14 protein-coding genes are annotated in these 17,422 nt (G+C 46.2%); 12 read left to right on the plus strand and 2 right to left on the minus strand.

Going from position 1 to position 17,422, the window contains the following annotated elements; translation table 11 throughout:
- Positions 1–31 precede the first annotated feature (31 nt).
- From B5D48_RS01265 to B5D48_RS01305, 8 genes are all read left to right on the plus strand, one after another.
- The gene (locus tag B5D48_RS01265; RefSeq protein WP_023937860.1) at positions 32–1,690 is read left to right on the plus strand and encodes a dipeptidase; all 1,659 of its coding nucleotides are present in this window, start codon (positions 32–34) and stop codon (positions 1,688–1,690) included.
- 747 nt (positions 1,691–2,437) lie between these two features.
- Positions 2,438–2,992, plus strand: coding sequence for a glutathione peroxidase (locus B5D48_RS01275; RefSeq protein ID WP_023937866.1), 555 nt, complete (start codon positions 2,438–2,440; stop codon positions 2,990–2,992).
- Between the two features lie 108 nt (positions 2,993–3,100).
- Positions 3,101–4,105 (plus strand): leucine-rich repeat domain-containing protein, encoded by a 1,005-nt coding sequence (locus B5D48_RS01280; RefSeq protein WP_143742783.1) that lies wholly within the window; start codon positions 3,101–3,103, stop codon positions 4,103–4,105.
- A gap of 419 nt (positions 4,106–4,524) precedes the next feature.
- Positions 4,525–5,994, plus strand: a complete 1,470-nt coding sequence (locus tag B5D48_RS01285) for an O-antigen ligase family protein (protein ID WP_023937871.1) — start codon at positions 4,525–4,527, stop codon at positions 5,992–5,994.
- A complete protein-coding gene (locus tag B5D48_RS01290; RefSeq protein WP_023939271.1) occupies positions 5,991–6,719 on the plus strand; it encodes a glycosyltransferase family 2 protein in 729 nt (242 codons plus the stop codon). Before B5D48_RS01285 ends, B5D48_RS01290 begins: the two co-directional genes overlap by 4 nt.
- Positions 6,716–7,840 carry a glycosyltransferase family 4 protein gene (locus B5D48_RS01295; RefSeq protein WP_023937873.1) on the plus strand — a complete coding sequence of 375 codons (1,125 nt, stop codon included), beginning with the start codon at positions 6,716–6,718 and terminating at the stop codon, positions 7,838–7,840. Before B5D48_RS01290 ends, B5D48_RS01295 begins: the two co-directional genes overlap by 4 nt.
- 338 nt (positions 7,841–8,178) lie before the next feature.
- The gene (locus B5D48_RS01300; RefSeq protein WP_023937874.1) at positions 8,179–9,303 is read left to right on the plus strand and encodes an asparaginase; all 1,125 of its coding nucleotides are present in this window, start codon (positions 8,179–8,181) and stop codon (positions 9,301–9,303) included.
- Between the two features lie 26 nt (positions 9,304–9,329).
- Entirely contained in the window at positions 9,330–10,142 is an 813-nt protein-coding gene (locus B5D48_RS01305) for an MBL fold metallo-hydrolase (protein ID WP_042120358.1), read from the plus strand.
- Between the two features lie 317 nt (positions 10,143–10,459).
- Here B5D48_RS01305 and B5D48_RS01310 read toward each other — a convergent pair whose 3' ends face one another.
- Positions 10,460–12,649, minus strand: coding sequence for a hypothetical protein (locus B5D48_RS01310; RefSeq protein WP_023937877.1), 2,190 nt, complete (start codon positions 12,647–12,649; stop codon positions 10,460–10,462).
- Between the two features lie 428 nt (positions 12,650–13,077).
- Between B5D48_RS01310 and B5D48_RS01320 the strand changes: the two genes are divergently transcribed.
- The 4 genes from B5D48_RS01320 (at position 13,078) to mscL (ending at position 16,341) form a co-directional block, all read left to right on the plus strand.
- The gene (locus B5D48_RS01320; protein ID WP_023937879.1) at positions 13,078–13,545 is read left to right on the plus strand and encodes an Lrp/AsnC family transcriptional regulator; all 468 of its coding nucleotides are present in this window, start codon (positions 13,078–13,080) and stop codon (positions 13,543–13,545) included.
- A gap of 52 nt (positions 13,546–13,597) precedes the next feature.
- Positions 13,598–15,001, plus strand: a complete 1,404-nt coding sequence (xseA, locus tag B5D48_RS01325) for an exodeoxyribonuclease VII large subunit (RefSeq protein WP_023937880.1) — start codon at positions 13,598–13,600, stop codon at positions 14,999–15,001.
- A 51-nt stretch (positions 15,002–15,052) separates the two neighbouring features.
- Positions 15,053–15,805 (plus strand): SDR family oxidoreductase, encoded by a 753-nt coding sequence (locus tag B5D48_RS01330; protein WP_023937881.1) that lies wholly within the window; start codon positions 15,053–15,055, stop codon positions 15,803–15,805.
- Positions 15,806–15,924: 119 nt separating this feature from the next.
- Positions 15,925–16,341, plus strand: coding sequence for a large-conductance mechanosensitive channel protein MscL (mscL, locus tag B5D48_RS01335; protein ID WP_023937882.1), 417 nt, complete (start codon positions 15,925–15,927; stop codon positions 16,339–16,341).
- A 163-nt stretch (positions 16,342–16,504) separates the two neighbouring features.
- On the opposite strand, the gene B5D48_RS01340 is transcribed toward mscL, so the two are convergent.
- Positions 16,505–17,368 (minus strand): T9SS type A sorting domain-containing protein, encoded by an 864-nt coding sequence (locus B5D48_RS01340; protein WP_023937884.1) that lies wholly within the window; start codon positions 17,366–17,368, stop codon positions 16,505–16,507.
- Between the last annotated feature and the right edge of the window lie 54 nt (positions 17,369–17,422).

Consider the following 17,422-nt stretch of genomic DNA (forward strand, 5'->3'; position numbering starts at 1 on the left):
ACTGACAACACCTAAAACAACACAATACAAGATGAAAGTAAAACTTCTATTCGCAGCTTTGGCTGTTGCTTTGACTGCGGGTTTGCGTATGCCCGAGGCATCGGCTTGCACTAATCTGATCGTGGGTAAGAAAGCCTCGAAAGACGGCTCTGTAATGGTCTCCTATTCGGCAGACTCTCATGTACTCTATGGAGAGCTTTACCATTATCCGGCTGGCAAACATGCCAAAGGAACGATGCGTAAGATCGTGGAATGGGATACCTACAAGTATCTGGGCGAAATACCCGAGGCCCCCGAGACATACAATGTGATCGGCAACATGAACGAACATCAAGTCCTCATTGGTGAGAGTACTTGGGGAGGACGCAAGGAGTTGCATGAGCCGAATGGCATTATGGACTATGGAAGTCTGATTTATGTTGCTCTGCAACGCTCGAAGACAGCCCGTGAAGCAATTAAGGTAATGACCGACTTGGTAGAGAAGTATGGATACCACAGTAGTGGGGAGAGCTTTAGCATTGCCGATAAGAATGAGGTTTGGGTTTTGGAACTCATTGGTAAGGGCAAGCATGAGAAAGGAGCTGTATGGGTAGCTATTCGTATCCCCGACGATGCTATCAGTGGGCATGCCAACCAAGCTCGTATACAGCAGATCCCATTCAAGGACAAAGCGAACTGCATGTACTCCAAAGATGTGGTTTCTTTTGCTCGCAAGATGGGCTACTTCAGTGGTAAGGACAAAGATTTTAGCTTCCAGGCAGCTTATAATCCTTATGATGCAACCGGCTTGAGGGGCTGCGAAGGCCGTGTGTTTGCCTTCTTCAATAAGTTTAGCAAAGATGCCAAGCAATATGAAAATTTCATCTTGGGCAAGAGCGATACGCCTATGCCTCTCTACATCAAACCCGACCGCAAACTCTCTGTAGGCGATGTCCGTGATATGATGCGTGATCATTACGAAGGGACATGTCTGGATATGACCAAAGATGTTGGAGCAGGCCCCTACCATGTGCCCTACCGCTGGAGACCGATGACTTTTGTTGTTGATGGCAAAGAGTATGTCAATGAACGTGCTATTGCTACACAGCAAACCGGTTGGGTCTTTGTTGGTCAGCTGCGTTCGGAGCTGCCCGACCCCATAGGAGGGGTTTTGTGGTTTGGTACGGATGATGCCGATATGGCTGTCTTTACTCCGATTTACTGTAGCGTGACCGAGGTGCCCGAATGCTATCGACAGGGCAATGGAGATATGCTTACTTTCTCTTGGACTAGCTCTTTCTGGATTCACAACTGGGTGGCCAATATGGCTTATCACAAATACAGCTTCATGATAGAAGATATTCGCAAGGTACAACGTGAGTTGGAAGGAAGCTACGATGCGCAATTGGTGCCCATGGCAGACAAAAAAGCATTGGAGCTTTTCGGACAAGACCCAGCTCAGGCAACGACATTCCTCAATCAGTTCTGTGCGCTCAACTCCAATGCTGCTACAGCACGATGGAAACAGTTGGGCGAGTATCTGTTGGTGAAGTATATAGACGGGAATGTCAAAAAGGAGAAGGATGGCAAGTTCTTGCGTGATGAAAATGGTAATACCCCTATGCCTAATCAACCGGGCTACGATGAAAAGTATTATCGCAACATCGTGGAAGATACCGGAGATCATTTGCTTATCGGACCGGCTAACTGATCCCTACAATAAGGTATTATAAATACGAGCAGGCTGCAGCTGTATTGCTGTGGCCTGCTTTGTTTTTGGGAGAGAAATCCTGGGAACTACTACTTTGAGGAGATCATATAAGCACATATTGGAGCTTTGTCGTATTGAGTAGTGATCTCAAAAAAAGCAGATAAGAGAGAGCTTGTTTTTCTTCTGTTGAAGTTGGTGTGTTTTGTAAATTTTTGGCCATGGCGAAAACCAGAGAAAATAGGATAAAAGGGACTGTACAGACAAGAGGAACCTCACCTCTTTTTTGCATTTTTCTGACACCTCAAAATGTCGATGAATAGGGCATTCTGAAAGGGGGCAAATTCTCTCCTGTGAGAAATTTTGCTAACACAGGAGAGAATAATATTTTCCTCAGGAGAGAATTTTTGCTCTCTCCTGTGTTAATCAAAGAGCCTCCCATGAGCATCAGAAGAAGGAGAGAAAAAGAAGCCTAAAACCTCTCAATTTGGGTGGAAAGTCGAGAGAAAAAGAAATATAAAGATGTAGAAATAGATGAATAATTACACTTTTGAGGGCTCCAACCAAACTTGCTCATTGCTACCTTTTTGTAAACAAAGCAATCCGCCGATAAAAGATGATAATACTTTAAGTTGCGCCCTGTGTTTTTATTGAGAAGAGGGATGATGTGTTACTGCAAAAAAATCGTTTCTTCGCTCGTATAACCGAAGATCATGCAATAGCATGGTCTCATAAAAGTTGTGGTGCATTATGAAATCTATTTCTTTGACAATCCTGTTTTCCCTCTTTGCCCTGACCCTGAATGCGCAAAAGAAAACGTTTCATGATTTTTCCGTAAAGACTATCGATGGAAAAGAGCTGTCGTTAGCCTCCTTCAAGGGAAAGAAAGTATTGGTTGTAAATGTAGCCTCTAAATGCGGACTTACCCCTCAATACTCCAAGCTGGAGGAGCTGTATCGTACATACAAGGATCAAAACTTTGTGGTTGTGGGATTTCCTGCCAATAATTTCATGGGACAAGAGCCTGGCTCTAACGAAGAAATCGCAGCTTTTTGTTCCACGGAATATAATGTCAGTTTCCCGATAATGTCAAAAATCTCCGTGAAGGGAGAGGATATGGCCCCTCTCTATCATTGGCTTACTGAGAAAGAAGAGAATGGGGTGGAAGATGCCCCGGTGAAATGGAATTTTCAGAAGTTTATGATCGATGAGCATGGCTGCTGGATAGGGGTTCTTTCTCCGAAGGAAGATCCTTTTTCCGATAAAATTATTTCTTGGATAACAGGATCACCGAATATGGAGTAACAGACGGATATGTAAGTCCCTGTAGAAACAGAAGAGAGAGCTGCCCATTCTCTATTTATGTTTGTGTTTGTGCAAATTGGGCGCAGTAGAAAATTTAAGAATGTGATTATGAAGAGAACGTATTTATTTAGCATGCTTATCGCTTTTGCAGCGATGCTCACTGCCACCTCGGCTGTGGCTCAAAATCAAATTACTCTCACAACTTCCAAAGCTGTGGGAGAAACAATCGAATTGGAAATCAAGGCCAATGGGGCCTTCTCCGTAGAGGGAGCCACTCTTGTAGAAGGCAAAGAGTACACGATTGCCGATGCTAATGGGAAAATAATTCTCAAAGGTGATATTACCTTCTTGGACTGCGGTTCGAGCATGCTTACTTCGTTGGATGTGACGAAGGCCCCTTCGCTCTCAGAGCTTGATTGCGAGGAAAACCAACTCACTTCATTGGATGTGACGAAGAACCTCCTTCTCTCAGAGCTTCACTGTGAGGAAAACCGAATTTCTTCCTTAGATGTGACGAAGAACGTGAATTTGACAGACCTCAATTGTTCTGCCAACCAAATAACGTTGCTGAATGTGGTGAATAACACGGAGCTGTTGGAGCTACATTGCTCCAGTAATAAACTCACTTCGTTGGATGTGACGAAGAATACCAAACTGGAGGAGCTTTGGTGCTTTGACAATCAACTTTCTCAACTTGATTTGTCAAAGAATAAGCAGCTGACAGAGCTGGCTTGTTCTTTGAACAAGATCCAAGGACAGTCAATGGATAATCTTATAGCATCTCTACCTGTTTCTACCGAAACAGATGGAGAAAAGAGTTTCCTGGGTGTTATTGACAATACGACCGGAAAGGAAGGCAATATCTGTACAAAAAAACAAGTAGCTGCAGCTAAAAGTAAAGGATGGATTCCTCAAGAATGGAAAGGAGATGCAGGGTGGATCGATTATGAAGGATCGAGCGACGTATCCATCAAGGAAGTGTTGCCCGAGGGAGAAGCCTCAGTTGTCGCTATCTACAGTGTGGACGGCCATCGCCTTTCAGAGCTTCAGCCAGGAGTGAATATCGTTCGTCTGAACAATGGTAAGACCCGTAAGATTTTCTTTGCCAAGTGATTTGAACTAAAGAGGGTGGTTTGAGACACCCTACAAGGAGGGGCTGTGCCAAAATGTTTGTTTTGACACAGCCCCATATTTGTATTGCAGAGGTACAGCTCTTCTTCAATACTCTTGAGAAAAGGAGAAATTGGGCAGGCATGTTTATCTTTGCCCCATGTACTCCGGAAGGCTATCTTTGAGACTATCGCTTAATACAGTAGTAGCTGTGCATTATTATCGGCATTCAGCTTTGGTGGTTGCATACCTCAAATATGCTCCCTCTTTTTTGCTTCCGATATTTTGCAATCTCTGTGTCTTACATAGTTGAGCAATAAGGATTTGACGGATATGTATCCGAGGTATGATGTTTGCCCGGAGTTGAGTGATGAGATTTTTCTTGGATAGATCCATCCCAACAGGACAGAATATATAATCATATGAAAGTTTGTTCTCCTCTTCCCTCTCTGACAGCTTCTCGCCGTTTTTTGTGGCTGATTGGTGGAGGTCTTGGTCTATTCTTTTTGCTGCTGTGCATAGCTCGGTATATCGATTTGCTACCCTTGACAGAGACAGAGTCGGTGCTTGATAGTCACTTGATGCAAGGCAACAAATTGCTTCGGTATGTTTTTTTCGGCTTACCCCTACTCCTGTTGCCTCTGCTGAGGAAGGGGATATTCCCCCATTCCGGCGGAAGGTATCGGCGATGGATCCCCTTTGTTGCAGCCCTCTCTGCCTACTATTGGTTCTATACACCTATGTATTGCTTGTATGGCCTGATTGTCATTGCTGCATTGGCTACTCTCGATGCTTTTGCAGAGAAGCGTAAACCCGAAAGGCCTACTTTGTTGCAGTGGGCTTGGCTTGCTTACGGTGCTCTGCAGCTTATCGGGATGCTTTGGGGGCCGACTGAATATGCCTGGAAAACCGGTCAAACGCGGATCTCTCTTTTTGTCTTTCCTCTCATTGCTTGTCTCTACCGCCCCAAAAAGGCCGAAGTCATGCGCTTCTTTGTCCTTGCAGGGCGCCTGCTGTTTCTTTATCTGGCTTTTTGCTTTTCTGTCTATCTCCTTTACACGGCAATTCTGGGTATGAACCCCATGATAGCTCTGACTTTCGACAAGTATTATTTTTCTCTTTCGGGGGCTCCCTTTCCTTTTGTATCTTATGCTTTGCTGTTGTCGTGGGCACATGCCATACAGCCTACATTCTCTATCTGGCTAATGCTTACAATTTGGCTCTGCAACCTGTGGATGTACCGAACTAAAGGTCCCGGAATGAGGAGTATGGAGTTACTCTTCTACTACTTGCTGATGTTTGCCTATGCTTTTGCCCAACAGACTCGCTATGGATTATTGGCTCTCTGTATATTGGGAGTATTGGTGCTGTTGCATTTTTGTTTGCTTCGATTTCGTCCGTCCGCAAGGCAAATCAGGATTTTCTCCGTTGTTCTTATGAGTTTGTTTGTCTCTGTGCTGTTTGTGTTGTGGTACTTTCGTCCAACCTTCCTTCAGGATGAGGTTCGGATGGAGCTTTTCAGCCGATGGGTAACACATTATCCCGATCGTTGGCTTTTCGGTTGGGGTACAGGAGGAGAGAAAGCCATACTCGACACTCTCCATACGCACAATGACTTTTTGTCAGCTCTTTTCAACCATGGTCTGCCGGGGCTTGCTGTACTGCTTTTTTGGATCGCGATATGGAGCTATGAGGCAATTCATACTCGTAATGCTTTGCTTTCGGCTCTGGGGATCACTACTTTGGGACTGATGTGTATTGATGGTCCTCTTAATGCGATGTACGGAATATCCTTTCTTTCTCTCATGCTGCTTTTTTATCCTCATTCTCCACAGATATATTTGCACCCCGAGAAAGACAAAATGCCAACTCACCACCTCAATTCGATATGACTGCCAATATCCAGCTTAGTATAGTGACCGTATGCTATCAGGCCAAACCCTTGCTATCGAAAACCATAGCAAGTGTGTGGGCCAACAAGCGACCCGATGTGGAATATCTTGTGGTGGATGGAGGTTCGACAGACGGCAGTCTTGAGCTTATCGAGCAGAGCCCCGTGATCGATCGTTATGTGTCGGAGCCGGACGGAGGAATCTACGATGCGATGAATAAGGCTGTCCAGTTGGCTTCGGCCCCATGGATTATCTACATGAATGCGGGGGATGTTTTTGCCGGAGAAGATGTCTTACGTCATTTTATGCCGTTGCTCAATGCGGAAGCCGATGTTGTATATGGTGATATCATGAAACCTCGTGCCGATGGGAGCCTCTATCTCAAGGCTGCACATAAGCCAGGAAATTATCACAAGATGTTTTTCTGCCATCAGGCTGCTTTTACCCGTCGGAGATTGTTGAGCAAATATCCGTTCGACACAAGCCTGAAACTCTCGGCAGACTTTTTGCTATATAAGCAGCTTTATCTGGCCGGCTATCGATTTGTGTATCACCCACATGCTGTGGCTGTATTCGATACGCAAGGGGCAAGCAACAGGCAGCGATCTCGTGGTTTGGCTGAGAATATATCCGTAATTCGTCGCACAGATAGTTTGTTTGAGCAAATTCGTTTGCTCCCTCGTCTCTACTTTACCTATCTGATGACCCTAATTCGTAGAAAATGATACTTGCTTTTGATGCCAAACGTTTTACGCATAATAGAACCGGCTTAGGCAACTACAGCCGCTTCTTGTTGCAGGCTCTTGCCGAAACTTTCCCCGAGCATAGCTATCTGCTTTTCTCTCCGTCGGAAGGTAAACCGGAGTTGTACTCTTCTCTTTTGGAGCGGCACCCTTTGCACCTACATACACCCGATAGTCGATGGGGGTGCATCTTCCCTGCGGTATGGAGGTCGAGTGATATTCTCCGTCAGGTACAAAAAAGTGGAGCCGAGCTGTATCATGGTTTGAGCAATGAGCTTCCGCATGGCAAAACTACCAACCTGCCGATGCTGCTCACTGTTCACGACTTGATATATATGCGTTATCCGGACTTCTATAAGCCAATCGACAGACTGCTCTACAAAAAGAAATACGGAGACTCGGCTCGGAGAGCGGACCGCATTGTTGCCATTAGTGAGACAACAAAAACAGATTTGATAGATTACTTCGATATTTCTCCCGATAAAATCGATGTCGTCTACCAAGGCTGCCATCCTGCTTTTGCCATTGCTGATAAAGTTGCTGCCGAAGCAGCCAAATCTCGCTATGCTTTGCCCGATAGCTACATTCTTTTTGTGGGTAGTATAGAGGAGCGGAAAAACCTTGGCCTCATCGTGGAGGCTCTCTCGCTCTTACCCTTGCCGGATATACATTTGGTAGCTATTGGTCGTCACACGCCCTATACCGATCTGGTGAAAGAAAAGATTGTGAAGTTGGGTTTGCAAGATCGTGTGCATCTGTACCACAATATTCCTTTTCTTGATCTTCCTGCTATTTATCAGGCTGCAACTGTTTTTTGTTACCCTTCTCGTTTTGAGGGCTTCGGTATTCCTGTGATCGAAGCTCTCTCGTCTCGGATACCTGTTGTTGCTGCCACTGGGAGCTGCTTGGAAGAAGCCGGAGGGCCCGACCAACTCTATACAGATCCCGATGATCCTGAGATGTTGGCCTCGATGCTCGAAACGGCTATCTCGGATACAGCCAAGCGAGAGGAGATGATAGTTCGAGGGCAAGAATATATCAAAGCATTCCGGGCTGACCGCATTGCGCAAGACATGATGCGGATATACCGCTCTTTAGTCTGAAAAAGGAGCCTCTTGGCTCATTATTCCACAGATGTCAATGTCTTTCTAAACGTCATTTTTGTGGATGCTTGTTTAGCAGGATAACACTTCGGAGCCTGCATGGGAAAACATATGTATTAAGATGCAAAGGGCCTGTTATATTTCTGTATACTTATCCTCCCTATAAGGCTACCCAACAAAGCCCGTTGCATGCCAAATTTATCGTCTTGAACTATTACCTTTGCGCTGCGCGCTCCACAAGAGGAGCCGTGTGCAGGCCTTTCCTCGTGTTCTTTATCGCCGAAAAAGTCTGTGGACAATTATTCGTCTCAACGTTGCGCTCTCTAAAGTGATACAAGATGCAAGACAGTAACACAGCCCCCGAGGCATCCATCCTGTTGATATACACAGGTGGTACCATAGGAATGATAGAAAACCCCGATACGGGAGCTTTGGAAGCCTTCGACTTTGCCTATTTGTCGGAAAACCTACCCGAGCTAAAACGTTTTGGATTTAAGATAGACTCCATACAGTTCGATCCTCCCGTAGATTCTGCCACAATAGATATTTCTCTGTGGTCTCGTTTGGCCGAAACCATAGCACAGCGTTATGAGGAATATGATGGTTTTGTTATCCTGCATGGCACAGATACGATGGCCTATACGGCCTCTGCTCTGAGCTTCATGTTAGATGGGTTGTGCAAGCCGGTGGTTCTGACAGGAAGTCAGTTGCCTATCGGCAAATTGCGAACTGATGGGAAAGAAAATCTCATTACAGCTATCGAGATAGCAGCGGCTCGCAATAGTTGCGGTTCCATGCGTATACCTGAGGTGTGCATCTTCTTTGAGAATTATCTGATGAGGGGTAACCGCTGTGCCAAAATATCGGCTGATCAGTTTAATGCGTTCGACACCTTCAATTACCCTCGTCTGGCTTTTGCCGGAATAGATATCCGTTACGAATCAACCTATATAGCTCCTTTGCCCAAGCCGGGGAAGAAGTTCGAGATACACACTGGTATGAATACGCATGTTACTTTCCTCAAGCTTTTCCCTGGTATTTCTCCCGATGTTGTGCGAGCCACATTTGATATCCCCGGGCTTAAAGGAGTTGTCTTGGAGACTTATGGGAGTGGCAATGCGCCCATGGAGCCGTGGTTCCTCGACTTGATCCGTTTGGCCATAAGCAGAGGTATTGTGATCGTAAATGTGACACAATGCGTCATGGGGTATGTGGATATGGTTAAGTATAAGACTGGCCTCTATCTCAAACAGATGGGCGTGGTGTCCGGCTATGACCTCACTTCGGAGTGTGCAATAGTTAAGCTCATGTACCTCTTTGGGCAGGGCTACGAACGAGACGAAGTGGCTCGACTCATGGAGGTACCCCTGCGTGGAGAGTTGAGCTGTGATCCAATCATTGCCCAGCGACATTTCGGGCACTGCGAACAATCTGTCCCGTCATTCGAAACAAACGGTATTTGATTGTGTAAGCGTTTGTTTGGAGTACCATGATCCGGTTTATGAGCCTTGCCAGCGGAAGTAGTGGCAATTGCTATTATCTGGAGACTCCTATGGGAGCCCTGCTGATTGATACCGGGATCAATGTACGTACTATTGCTGCCAATCTGAAGACTGTCGGAGTCGATCTGCAGCAGAAGCTTCGCGCCATCCTGCTCACTCATGACCATGCCGATCATATTCGTTCCATAGGACGCACTTCGCTCAAGTACGAGCTTCCTATCTATGCTACCGAAGCTGTTTTCGCTGGGATAGACAAGAGCCGTTACGTGGTGGAGAAACCTCACCTTTCACTCAGACATGTTATAGACAAGGAGACTCCTTTTGAGTTGATAGGCTTGCGGGTAACTCCCTTTGATGTGCCACACGATGCTTCGGACAATGTCGGCTACTACATGGAAGGGGACGATGATTTCCGTTTTTGCCTGCTCACCGATGTCGGGCATATTACTCCTACTATTCGCTCCTATGCAGGCCGAAGTAAGCATTTGGTCGTGGAGGCGAATTATGACTCTGAGATGTTGATCGCTGGCCCATATCCTGATTTTCTAAAACAACGTGTTTCCGGGCCACGTGGGCATTTAAGCAACCAAACCACAGCAGATTTTCTGTCCGAAGTTTTCACTCCCGAGATGGAGAATATTTGGCTTTGCCATTTGAGTAAGGACAACAATCATCCGGAACTGTGTTGGAAGACGATAGAGAACCGACTTTTCTATGAGGGAATCCGAGTGGGGAAGGATGTCAGTCTCACTGCCTTGGCAAGGACTCGCCCCTCTCCTTTGTATGTTTTGCAGGATTAAGATGTATGACTTGCTAAGCCTCCTCAAAAAAGCCCTCTCAAAACACTTTTCCTAATCAGTGTTTTGAGAGGGCTAAAAAGTTCTCCTTGAGAGGTCGTGCAAGGAGATTTGTGGGGCTACTCATGAGGGACTGTATACCGTTCCTCCCATTGAGACCGCTGCACAGTACGGTACTTGCTATGTTGTTTTCGACATTCGGGCTTAGTCATAACGATGAGTATATCTCCTGCACCCTCAGTCTCATTTTAGATTACCATATTCTGCAAAGTCAACAAAATGGCAAGTAATTGCCTTTCGGGAGCCCATCTAAAGGACTCTTATTCTTTTTCCCACTTGGCGCATTCACCACTTTCTGTCCTGAGTAAATAAAAACCCATTGGTAATTTGCTGACATCTATCCAATCGTTTTTGTCAGTCGTTTGCAGCACATCTACCAATTCTCCTGATGATAGTTGGTAGATACGGATGATGCACCCTTGCCACATCCCGACAATCCTGATGCAGCTCTTTGTTGGATTCGAGTATATGGCTATCGGGTTGTTCGCTTTACTTGTTGGCAATTCGGTGGAGATGTCGGAGTAATACTCATACGCACCGCAGTCTACGGAGTGGTTGTTTACTCTGGCATTTCCTGCGATGTCTTTCCCCTCAAGGACCCAATTGGGGATAAGCGAGCTGCTCCCTATGTTCGGGCCCTGGTCAATGTATTCGGAACCGGCCTTGAGTCGCCAATCGGTTTGCTGTAATTCTTGTTGTTGTGCTTCATTACTCGGATTTCCCTCGAAAGTACTTGGTCGCACAAAGTTCTGGGTTGCCTTTTGAGATTCGGTAATGCAGCCGATAACTGATGATACATTCTCTTGGATGCTGTTGCCATTTGCGTTGTTTACTATGGTGGAGCAGTACATATATCCATTTGCTCCTTGGGTAGAAGTTCCGCTAGTATAGGTACCTCCTCCTTTTGCTATGGGAGCCGAAATCTCGTTGTTATAGATAACGCAATTGACTACAGTGCCACAATAGTTCTCAATCCCTCCTCCATAAGCCATTTTGGGTAGGGAGTTGGGATTGGCTTGCGCTTTGTTGCCACTGACGAAGCAGCCGAAGATAAGTCCAGGGTTGCCATCTCCGCCCAAGTTCTTAATTCCTCCTCCAAAGGCTTTTGCAAAAGCATTTGCCAAATTGTTTCTGATAACGCAGCCATGCACTTTTCCCTTGTTGCAGATCCCTCCTCCTTCGGCATATTGATGCCCGTCCACCTTGTTCCCTTCGATGCGACATTTGTTTACCTCTCCATTTTTCTCGTTTGCCACTCCTCCGCCAATTACAGAAGAACTGCCGTCTGCCATATTGTTGTAGATGTTGCAATCCTCCATTTTCCCGTCGTTGTATACTCCGCCTCCGACGACACCTCCGTTGCTGCCGGAGTGTGTCTTGGCATAATTATCCGAGATCGTGCAGCCTTCCATTTCCCCGTAAGAGTAGGCTCCTCCACCTTGAGCCGATGAGGAGGCGTAGGAGAAATTCTCCGCTATTTGGCATCTACTGACCTTGGCATGATTGAATATGCCTCCACCTTGGCTGAAAGCCATAGAAGAAGAGATATTGTTCCGAATGGAGCAGCCAGATACATGGCCGTTGTCATCATTGTATATCCCTCCCCCACAGGATGTAGAGTTGGGGTAGCCTTGGGTGTTGGCATTAGAGTTTTGTATACTGCTATTTTCTACGAGTCCGAGGTTATAAATGCTACCACCCATTGCTTTGGAAATACTCCTCTCCGAATGGCAAAGGTTATCGCAGAAAAGACTGTTGCTAATTTTACCCTCATTGTATGCTCCTCCTCCGAATGCCGGATTGTATGCCGACTCGAAGCAGGCATTATTTCTTATCACACAATTGTTTATAGATAGGTTCTTTGTGATGTAGATCCCTCCGCCTTTGCCATCATTGGTGTTGTTCCCTCCTTCGATTGTCAGGCCATTGAGTTGAGTCTCTTGTACAAAAGGGCCATTCGAAGTGATCACCCTATAGCAGTTGGCTTCGTTCCCACTTACTTGCCAAGTCCATATTGGCAGATTTTCATTCTTTGCCGGTTTCCGAACCCAGTTGTCTTTGACTCCATCTACATCCCCGCTCAGGATAGTCCGATGTTGGAACTCCCATGCGGAGATGTTGCCATCACCATCATTGTCTGTTTTGGTTCTGCTGTCAATGTCATTTTCATTTCCTGCAAAGCCACCATAGAGATGTACCCCTTCTTTTATCACAAAGGTTTTGCTGCGAGGATCTTTCTCATTTAGTTGTTGAGTTGGATAGTAAGATCCGGCCGCTATCCAGATCTGATCTCCAACCGAGGCTTTGTTTATCATAGCTTGTATATCTCCCGATGCTTTTTCCCAAGAACTACCGTCTCCGGTAGCTCCTTCCTTCACGAATAGGATGCGTTGAGCATTTGCATGGGTAGCCGATAATAGTAGCAGAATGCTAAGGATTGTATTTCTCATCGTATTTCCCTTTTTCAATTATAATGATTCTCTGTTTTGCTGAAACATACGGAAGCCTTTCTTGGCGGACCATTGAAGGAGAGATTCCTTCTCTGGCAAAGGTAAACTTTTATAGAATGGAAGATGCTCTTTTGCAGCTTGTTGCTGATGGTAGATGGAAGCTTGTATTTTTATTTGCTGCTGATTACCTTTGCTTGGACCTCTTTGGAGAATTGGAGAAGAGTGTTCTCCGAGTTTGTTTTTCTGTGGAGGTCTGTTTCCTCCTTCGTTTTGTCTCGATATAAGATTGATTTTCTTATTGTCGGAGGAGGAAAGGTTGGGCGTTTATTGTAGAGAGTAAGTTCCCCGTTCTGTGTGTATTCAATTCCTTGGATTAACTTTGCAGTTCGCAGAAGTATTAAGCTTAGTAACATAGATAGAGATAGATTATGATCAAGTTAGACAGTCTGGATAGACGTATTCTCAGCATTATTAGTGAGAATGCTCGTACTCCGTTCAAGGATGTGGCCGAGCAGTGCGGTGTATCTCGTGCCGCCATACATCAGCGTGTACTGCGTTTGCAAGAACAGGGTGTGATTATAGGTTCGGGTTATCATGTCAATCCGAAGACATTAGGATATAGTACTTGTACCTATGTGGGAGTGAAGCTGGAGCGAGCCTCGCTTTATAAAGAAGTGGTGCCCAAGCTGTATAGTATTCCGGAGGTAATCGAATGTCATTATACCACCGGACCGTATTCTGTCTTGATCAAGCTGTACGCCAAAGACAATAATCATCTGATGCGTATCCTTAATGCCACTATTCAGGAAATTCCCGGTATCATCGCTACCGAGACTCTTATCTCCCTTGATTTGGCTTTTGTACGCAATATCCCCATCCCGCAGGAGGAGCTTTGAGCCAGTTCTCAAAGGTCCCTTGTACTGTTCCCCGGAGGGAACGTAGCTGCCTATGACCATTGCTCGCTCTTACTCCCTTGTGGAGCTTTGTCGGTCTTTGCGAGCATGTATTGCTCATGGTTTCGACGGTAAATATTGGATACACGCCGAGACCTTGGATGTACGCACTAACGAAAGTAGCGGTCATTGCTATTTAGAACTGGTTCAGAAAGGAGAAGATGACGACCGACTGATAGCCCGTATGCGTGCTTCCATGTGGCGGAACGTAGCTGTGGAGGTTTGCAGCCGGTTCAAGCAGCAGACAGGAATGGACTTTGCTTCTGGTATGGAGGTAATGCTTCTGGTCTCTGTTTCTTTTCATGAGCAATTCGGCCTCTCTCTTGTCATTCACAATATAGATCCTGCCTACACCTTGGGCGACTTGGCTCGCCGCAGGCGGGAGATTGTGGATCGCTTGAAGCATGAGGGTTTGTTGGAGCGCAACAGAGAGCTTCCTCTGCCTCGTCCCGTACGCAGCCTCGCGATCATTTCTTCTGCTTCCGCTGCCGGGTATGGCGATTTCGTACACCATTTGTCCGATACGACCGAAGGTTTTGTTTTCTACACACATCTCTATCCGGCTGTTATGCAGGGTGAGCAGGCCGAGCGTTCTATCCTTGTAGCCTTGGAGCGCATTGTGGCAGATTGCCGGTTATACGATGCTGTTGTTGTGATACGTGGAGGAGGAGCTGTGGCCGAGCTTAGTTGTTTTGATTCTTATGCCATAGCCAGAGCAGTGGCTCTTTTCCCTCTGCCTGTGATATGTGGTATCGGTCATGATAGAGATTGCTCTGTATTGGATATTGTAGCTTCTGTCTCGCTCAAGACACCCACAGCCGTAGCCGATTATCTCATTTCTTCGATGCGTAAGGAAGCCGATATGATAGAGCGTTTGGCAATGAACCTACGCATGGGGGCACAGCAATTGCTCCTCGGCTATGCCGATAGACAAGAGCGGTTGGCTATCGGCCTTTCTCAGCCTTTGAACCGTCTGATGCGTTGCTATGCCGATCGGCTTGGGTCTTTGGAGAAGAGTCTGGCTGTGGAGGGGCATCGCTTCTTGCAAGTCGAACAGAGGCGTCTCTCGGGTATAAGTGATAAACTCCCTCTTCTCAGGCGAGAACAAACGAACCGTCTTCTACAACAACTGACTTTGTGCTGCCGACGGATAGCTCCGGCTGCTCGGCAGTGTCTTGCTCTTCGGGATAGGGAGCTTAGTTTGCATGAGCAGGCTATCCGTCTTTCGGAACCAAAGCGTATCTTAGAGCGAGGTTTTGTCTTTGTTACAGGAGGAAATGGCCTTTTTCATACCAGATCCTCTTCGTTGGAAGCAGGAGAGCGGGTCTGTTTGCACTTTGCTGATGGGCAAAAGATTGCTCATATAGCGCATACTGAAGAGACTGACGAACAGCAGTAAAAGAGCATAGATGCAAGAAACATAATACAAACAATCATTTGTCTTATCACAATGAAACCTATTGCATTGATTACCGGAGCAACATCCGGGATAGGAAGGGCTACAGCTATCCGGCTGGCCGATTTGGGCTACAGACTGATCGTCGCAGGTCGTCGCCAAGAGAGGTTGGAGGAGTTGAAAGCCGAACTGGCAGGCCGTACCGAGCTTTTCCTCATTTGTCTGGATGTGCGATCTCAGGCCGAGGTTGAATCCAAGCTGGGGCAGCTACCGGAGGAGTGGCGAATGGTAGAGGTCTTGATCAATAACGCCGGATTGGCAGCCGGCTTGGATCCCATACAACAGGGCAATCCCCAAGATTGGGATCGTATGATAGACACTAATATAAAGGGATTGCTATATGTAACACGTACGATTGCCCCTGGTATGTGTAAGCGTCGTAAGGGGCACATTTTCAATCTGGGATCTATTGCCGGCAAGCAGGTCTATCCTAATGGAAATGTCTATTGTGCTACCAAGCATGCTGTAGATGCCCTCAGTAAGGGAATGCGTGTGGATATGCTTCCCTATGGAGTGAAAGTGACGCAAATTTGTCCCGGAGCTGTGGAGACGGAGTTTTCTCTAGTGCGTTTTCATGGGGATCAGCAAAGAGCCGACAATGTCTACAAAGGCTTTGAGCCACTCAAAGGCGAGGACATAGCCGATTGCATAGCTGCAGCTCTCACCTTGCCCGACAATATTTGTATCAATGATATGCTGGTGATGCCCAAAGCGCAGGCTGACGGGATCTTTTTTCATAAGCATTGAGTTTCGGATTTTTCGAGACTGAAGGATATTTGGCTGTGGATGGCAATTGCATCCGGAGGAAAATACCGGTTGTGCACGTCTTACAGTTGCTATTTACTAACCCTCAAACACGAACAAACATGGGATTTATCAAGGAGTTTAAGGAATTTGCCATGAAAGGCAATGTCATGGACATGGCTGTTGGTATCATTATCGGTGGAGCTTTGGGCAAGATTGTATCTTCGTTGGTCGAAGATGTGATTATGCCTCCTGTCGGAATGTTGCTTGGTAATGTTAATTTCTCCGACTTGCGAGTTGTCCTCAGAGGAGCAACTGTAGAAGCTGGAGAGACCATTCCGGAAGTAGCTATCAGATATGGAGCTTTCTTGCAAACTGCGATAGACTTTCTGATTATTGCTTTGGCTATATTCCTCATGATCAAGGCTATTAATAAGTTTAAGCGCAAAGAAGAACCAGTGGAAGAAGCTCCAGTAGCTCCGGCTGAGGATATTCGTTTGCTTAGTGAGATACGAGACCTGCTCAAGAAAGACAAATAAGAGAGCTGCGTAGGCTTGTATAGGCCTAAAGAAGAGCCTCTCAAACCTTTTTCTATCAGAGGTTTGAGGGGCTCTTCTTGTCGGAGGATAGCTGATGGCTATCTACTCTTTCGTGCAATATTTCTTTACTCCGATTATTTTGAGTCTGTGCAATGGCTTTATTTTACAAGACTATCTTCAGTGTCTTGTGGTTCCCTTTCTGCACAATTCGCAATACATAAATGCCTTCTGGCAGAGTAGAGGGAAGTTGCCATTCCGAGCCTGCATTTAGTGAAGTGTGAGCAAGGAGACTGCCTGAGATGTCGAATAGGGATACTTGGGTGTCATCGAAATGAGCTTTGATCATCCGACTGGCTTTGTTGTACGTATATCCTTCCTGCTCCGACTGCAGAAGATTGGGGGAGTCTATTCCGGTAAATATCTCATCCTTGAGTACGATGTATGAGACATTTGTTTTCTGTGAATCATTGGGGTCTAACCTGAAAGAGACCATCACCTTCCCATTTCTTGACAAGAATGGAAATCCCATTACTGGGGTATCCGTTTCGGGTATCTTGTGGAAGTCGGACACGTCTACTCCTGTTTTCTGGTTGATCCATTCACTCAAAGTCATTTCGGTACCATCTTTGCGAGCGACAAAGCAGTCCCAACCTCCTGTTGGTGCATATTTGCCACAGAGCAGCTCGTCATCCGACCAGGCATTTATGGCAATAGCATCTGAAATCTTGTCGAATATGATAGACTTATTCTCCGATAGTTTGTGAATGTAGGGCGATTCTTTTCCGAGGTGTTCTTCTTCTTTGTTGTACGGTCTAATTCCGGCGCAGATATATTCTTCATTGAAACTTGGGAGCATCTTACGTCCGGAGGAAGGAACAATTGCGAATTCAAAACCGCTTGGAAGAGGGATTGTTGTACCGAAGAATGTAGCGTCGTCTAAGCCTTTGGAGTGGTATTGGCCATCTTCACCTATTTCCCAAACCATGAATCGATCCAGCCACCCAGTCCAGTCTTTTTTGAAACCCAAAGATTTTCTTCCCGTCTTGTGAACAGAACATGGCATTGGTGAACTGGGCATCTT

The sequence above is a fragment of the Porphyromonas crevioricanis genome (genome assembly GCF_900167225.1).
GTDB classification, from domain to species: Bacteria; Bacteroidota; Bacteroidia; order Bacteroidales; family Porphyromonadaceae; genus Porphyromonas; species Porphyromonas crevioricanis.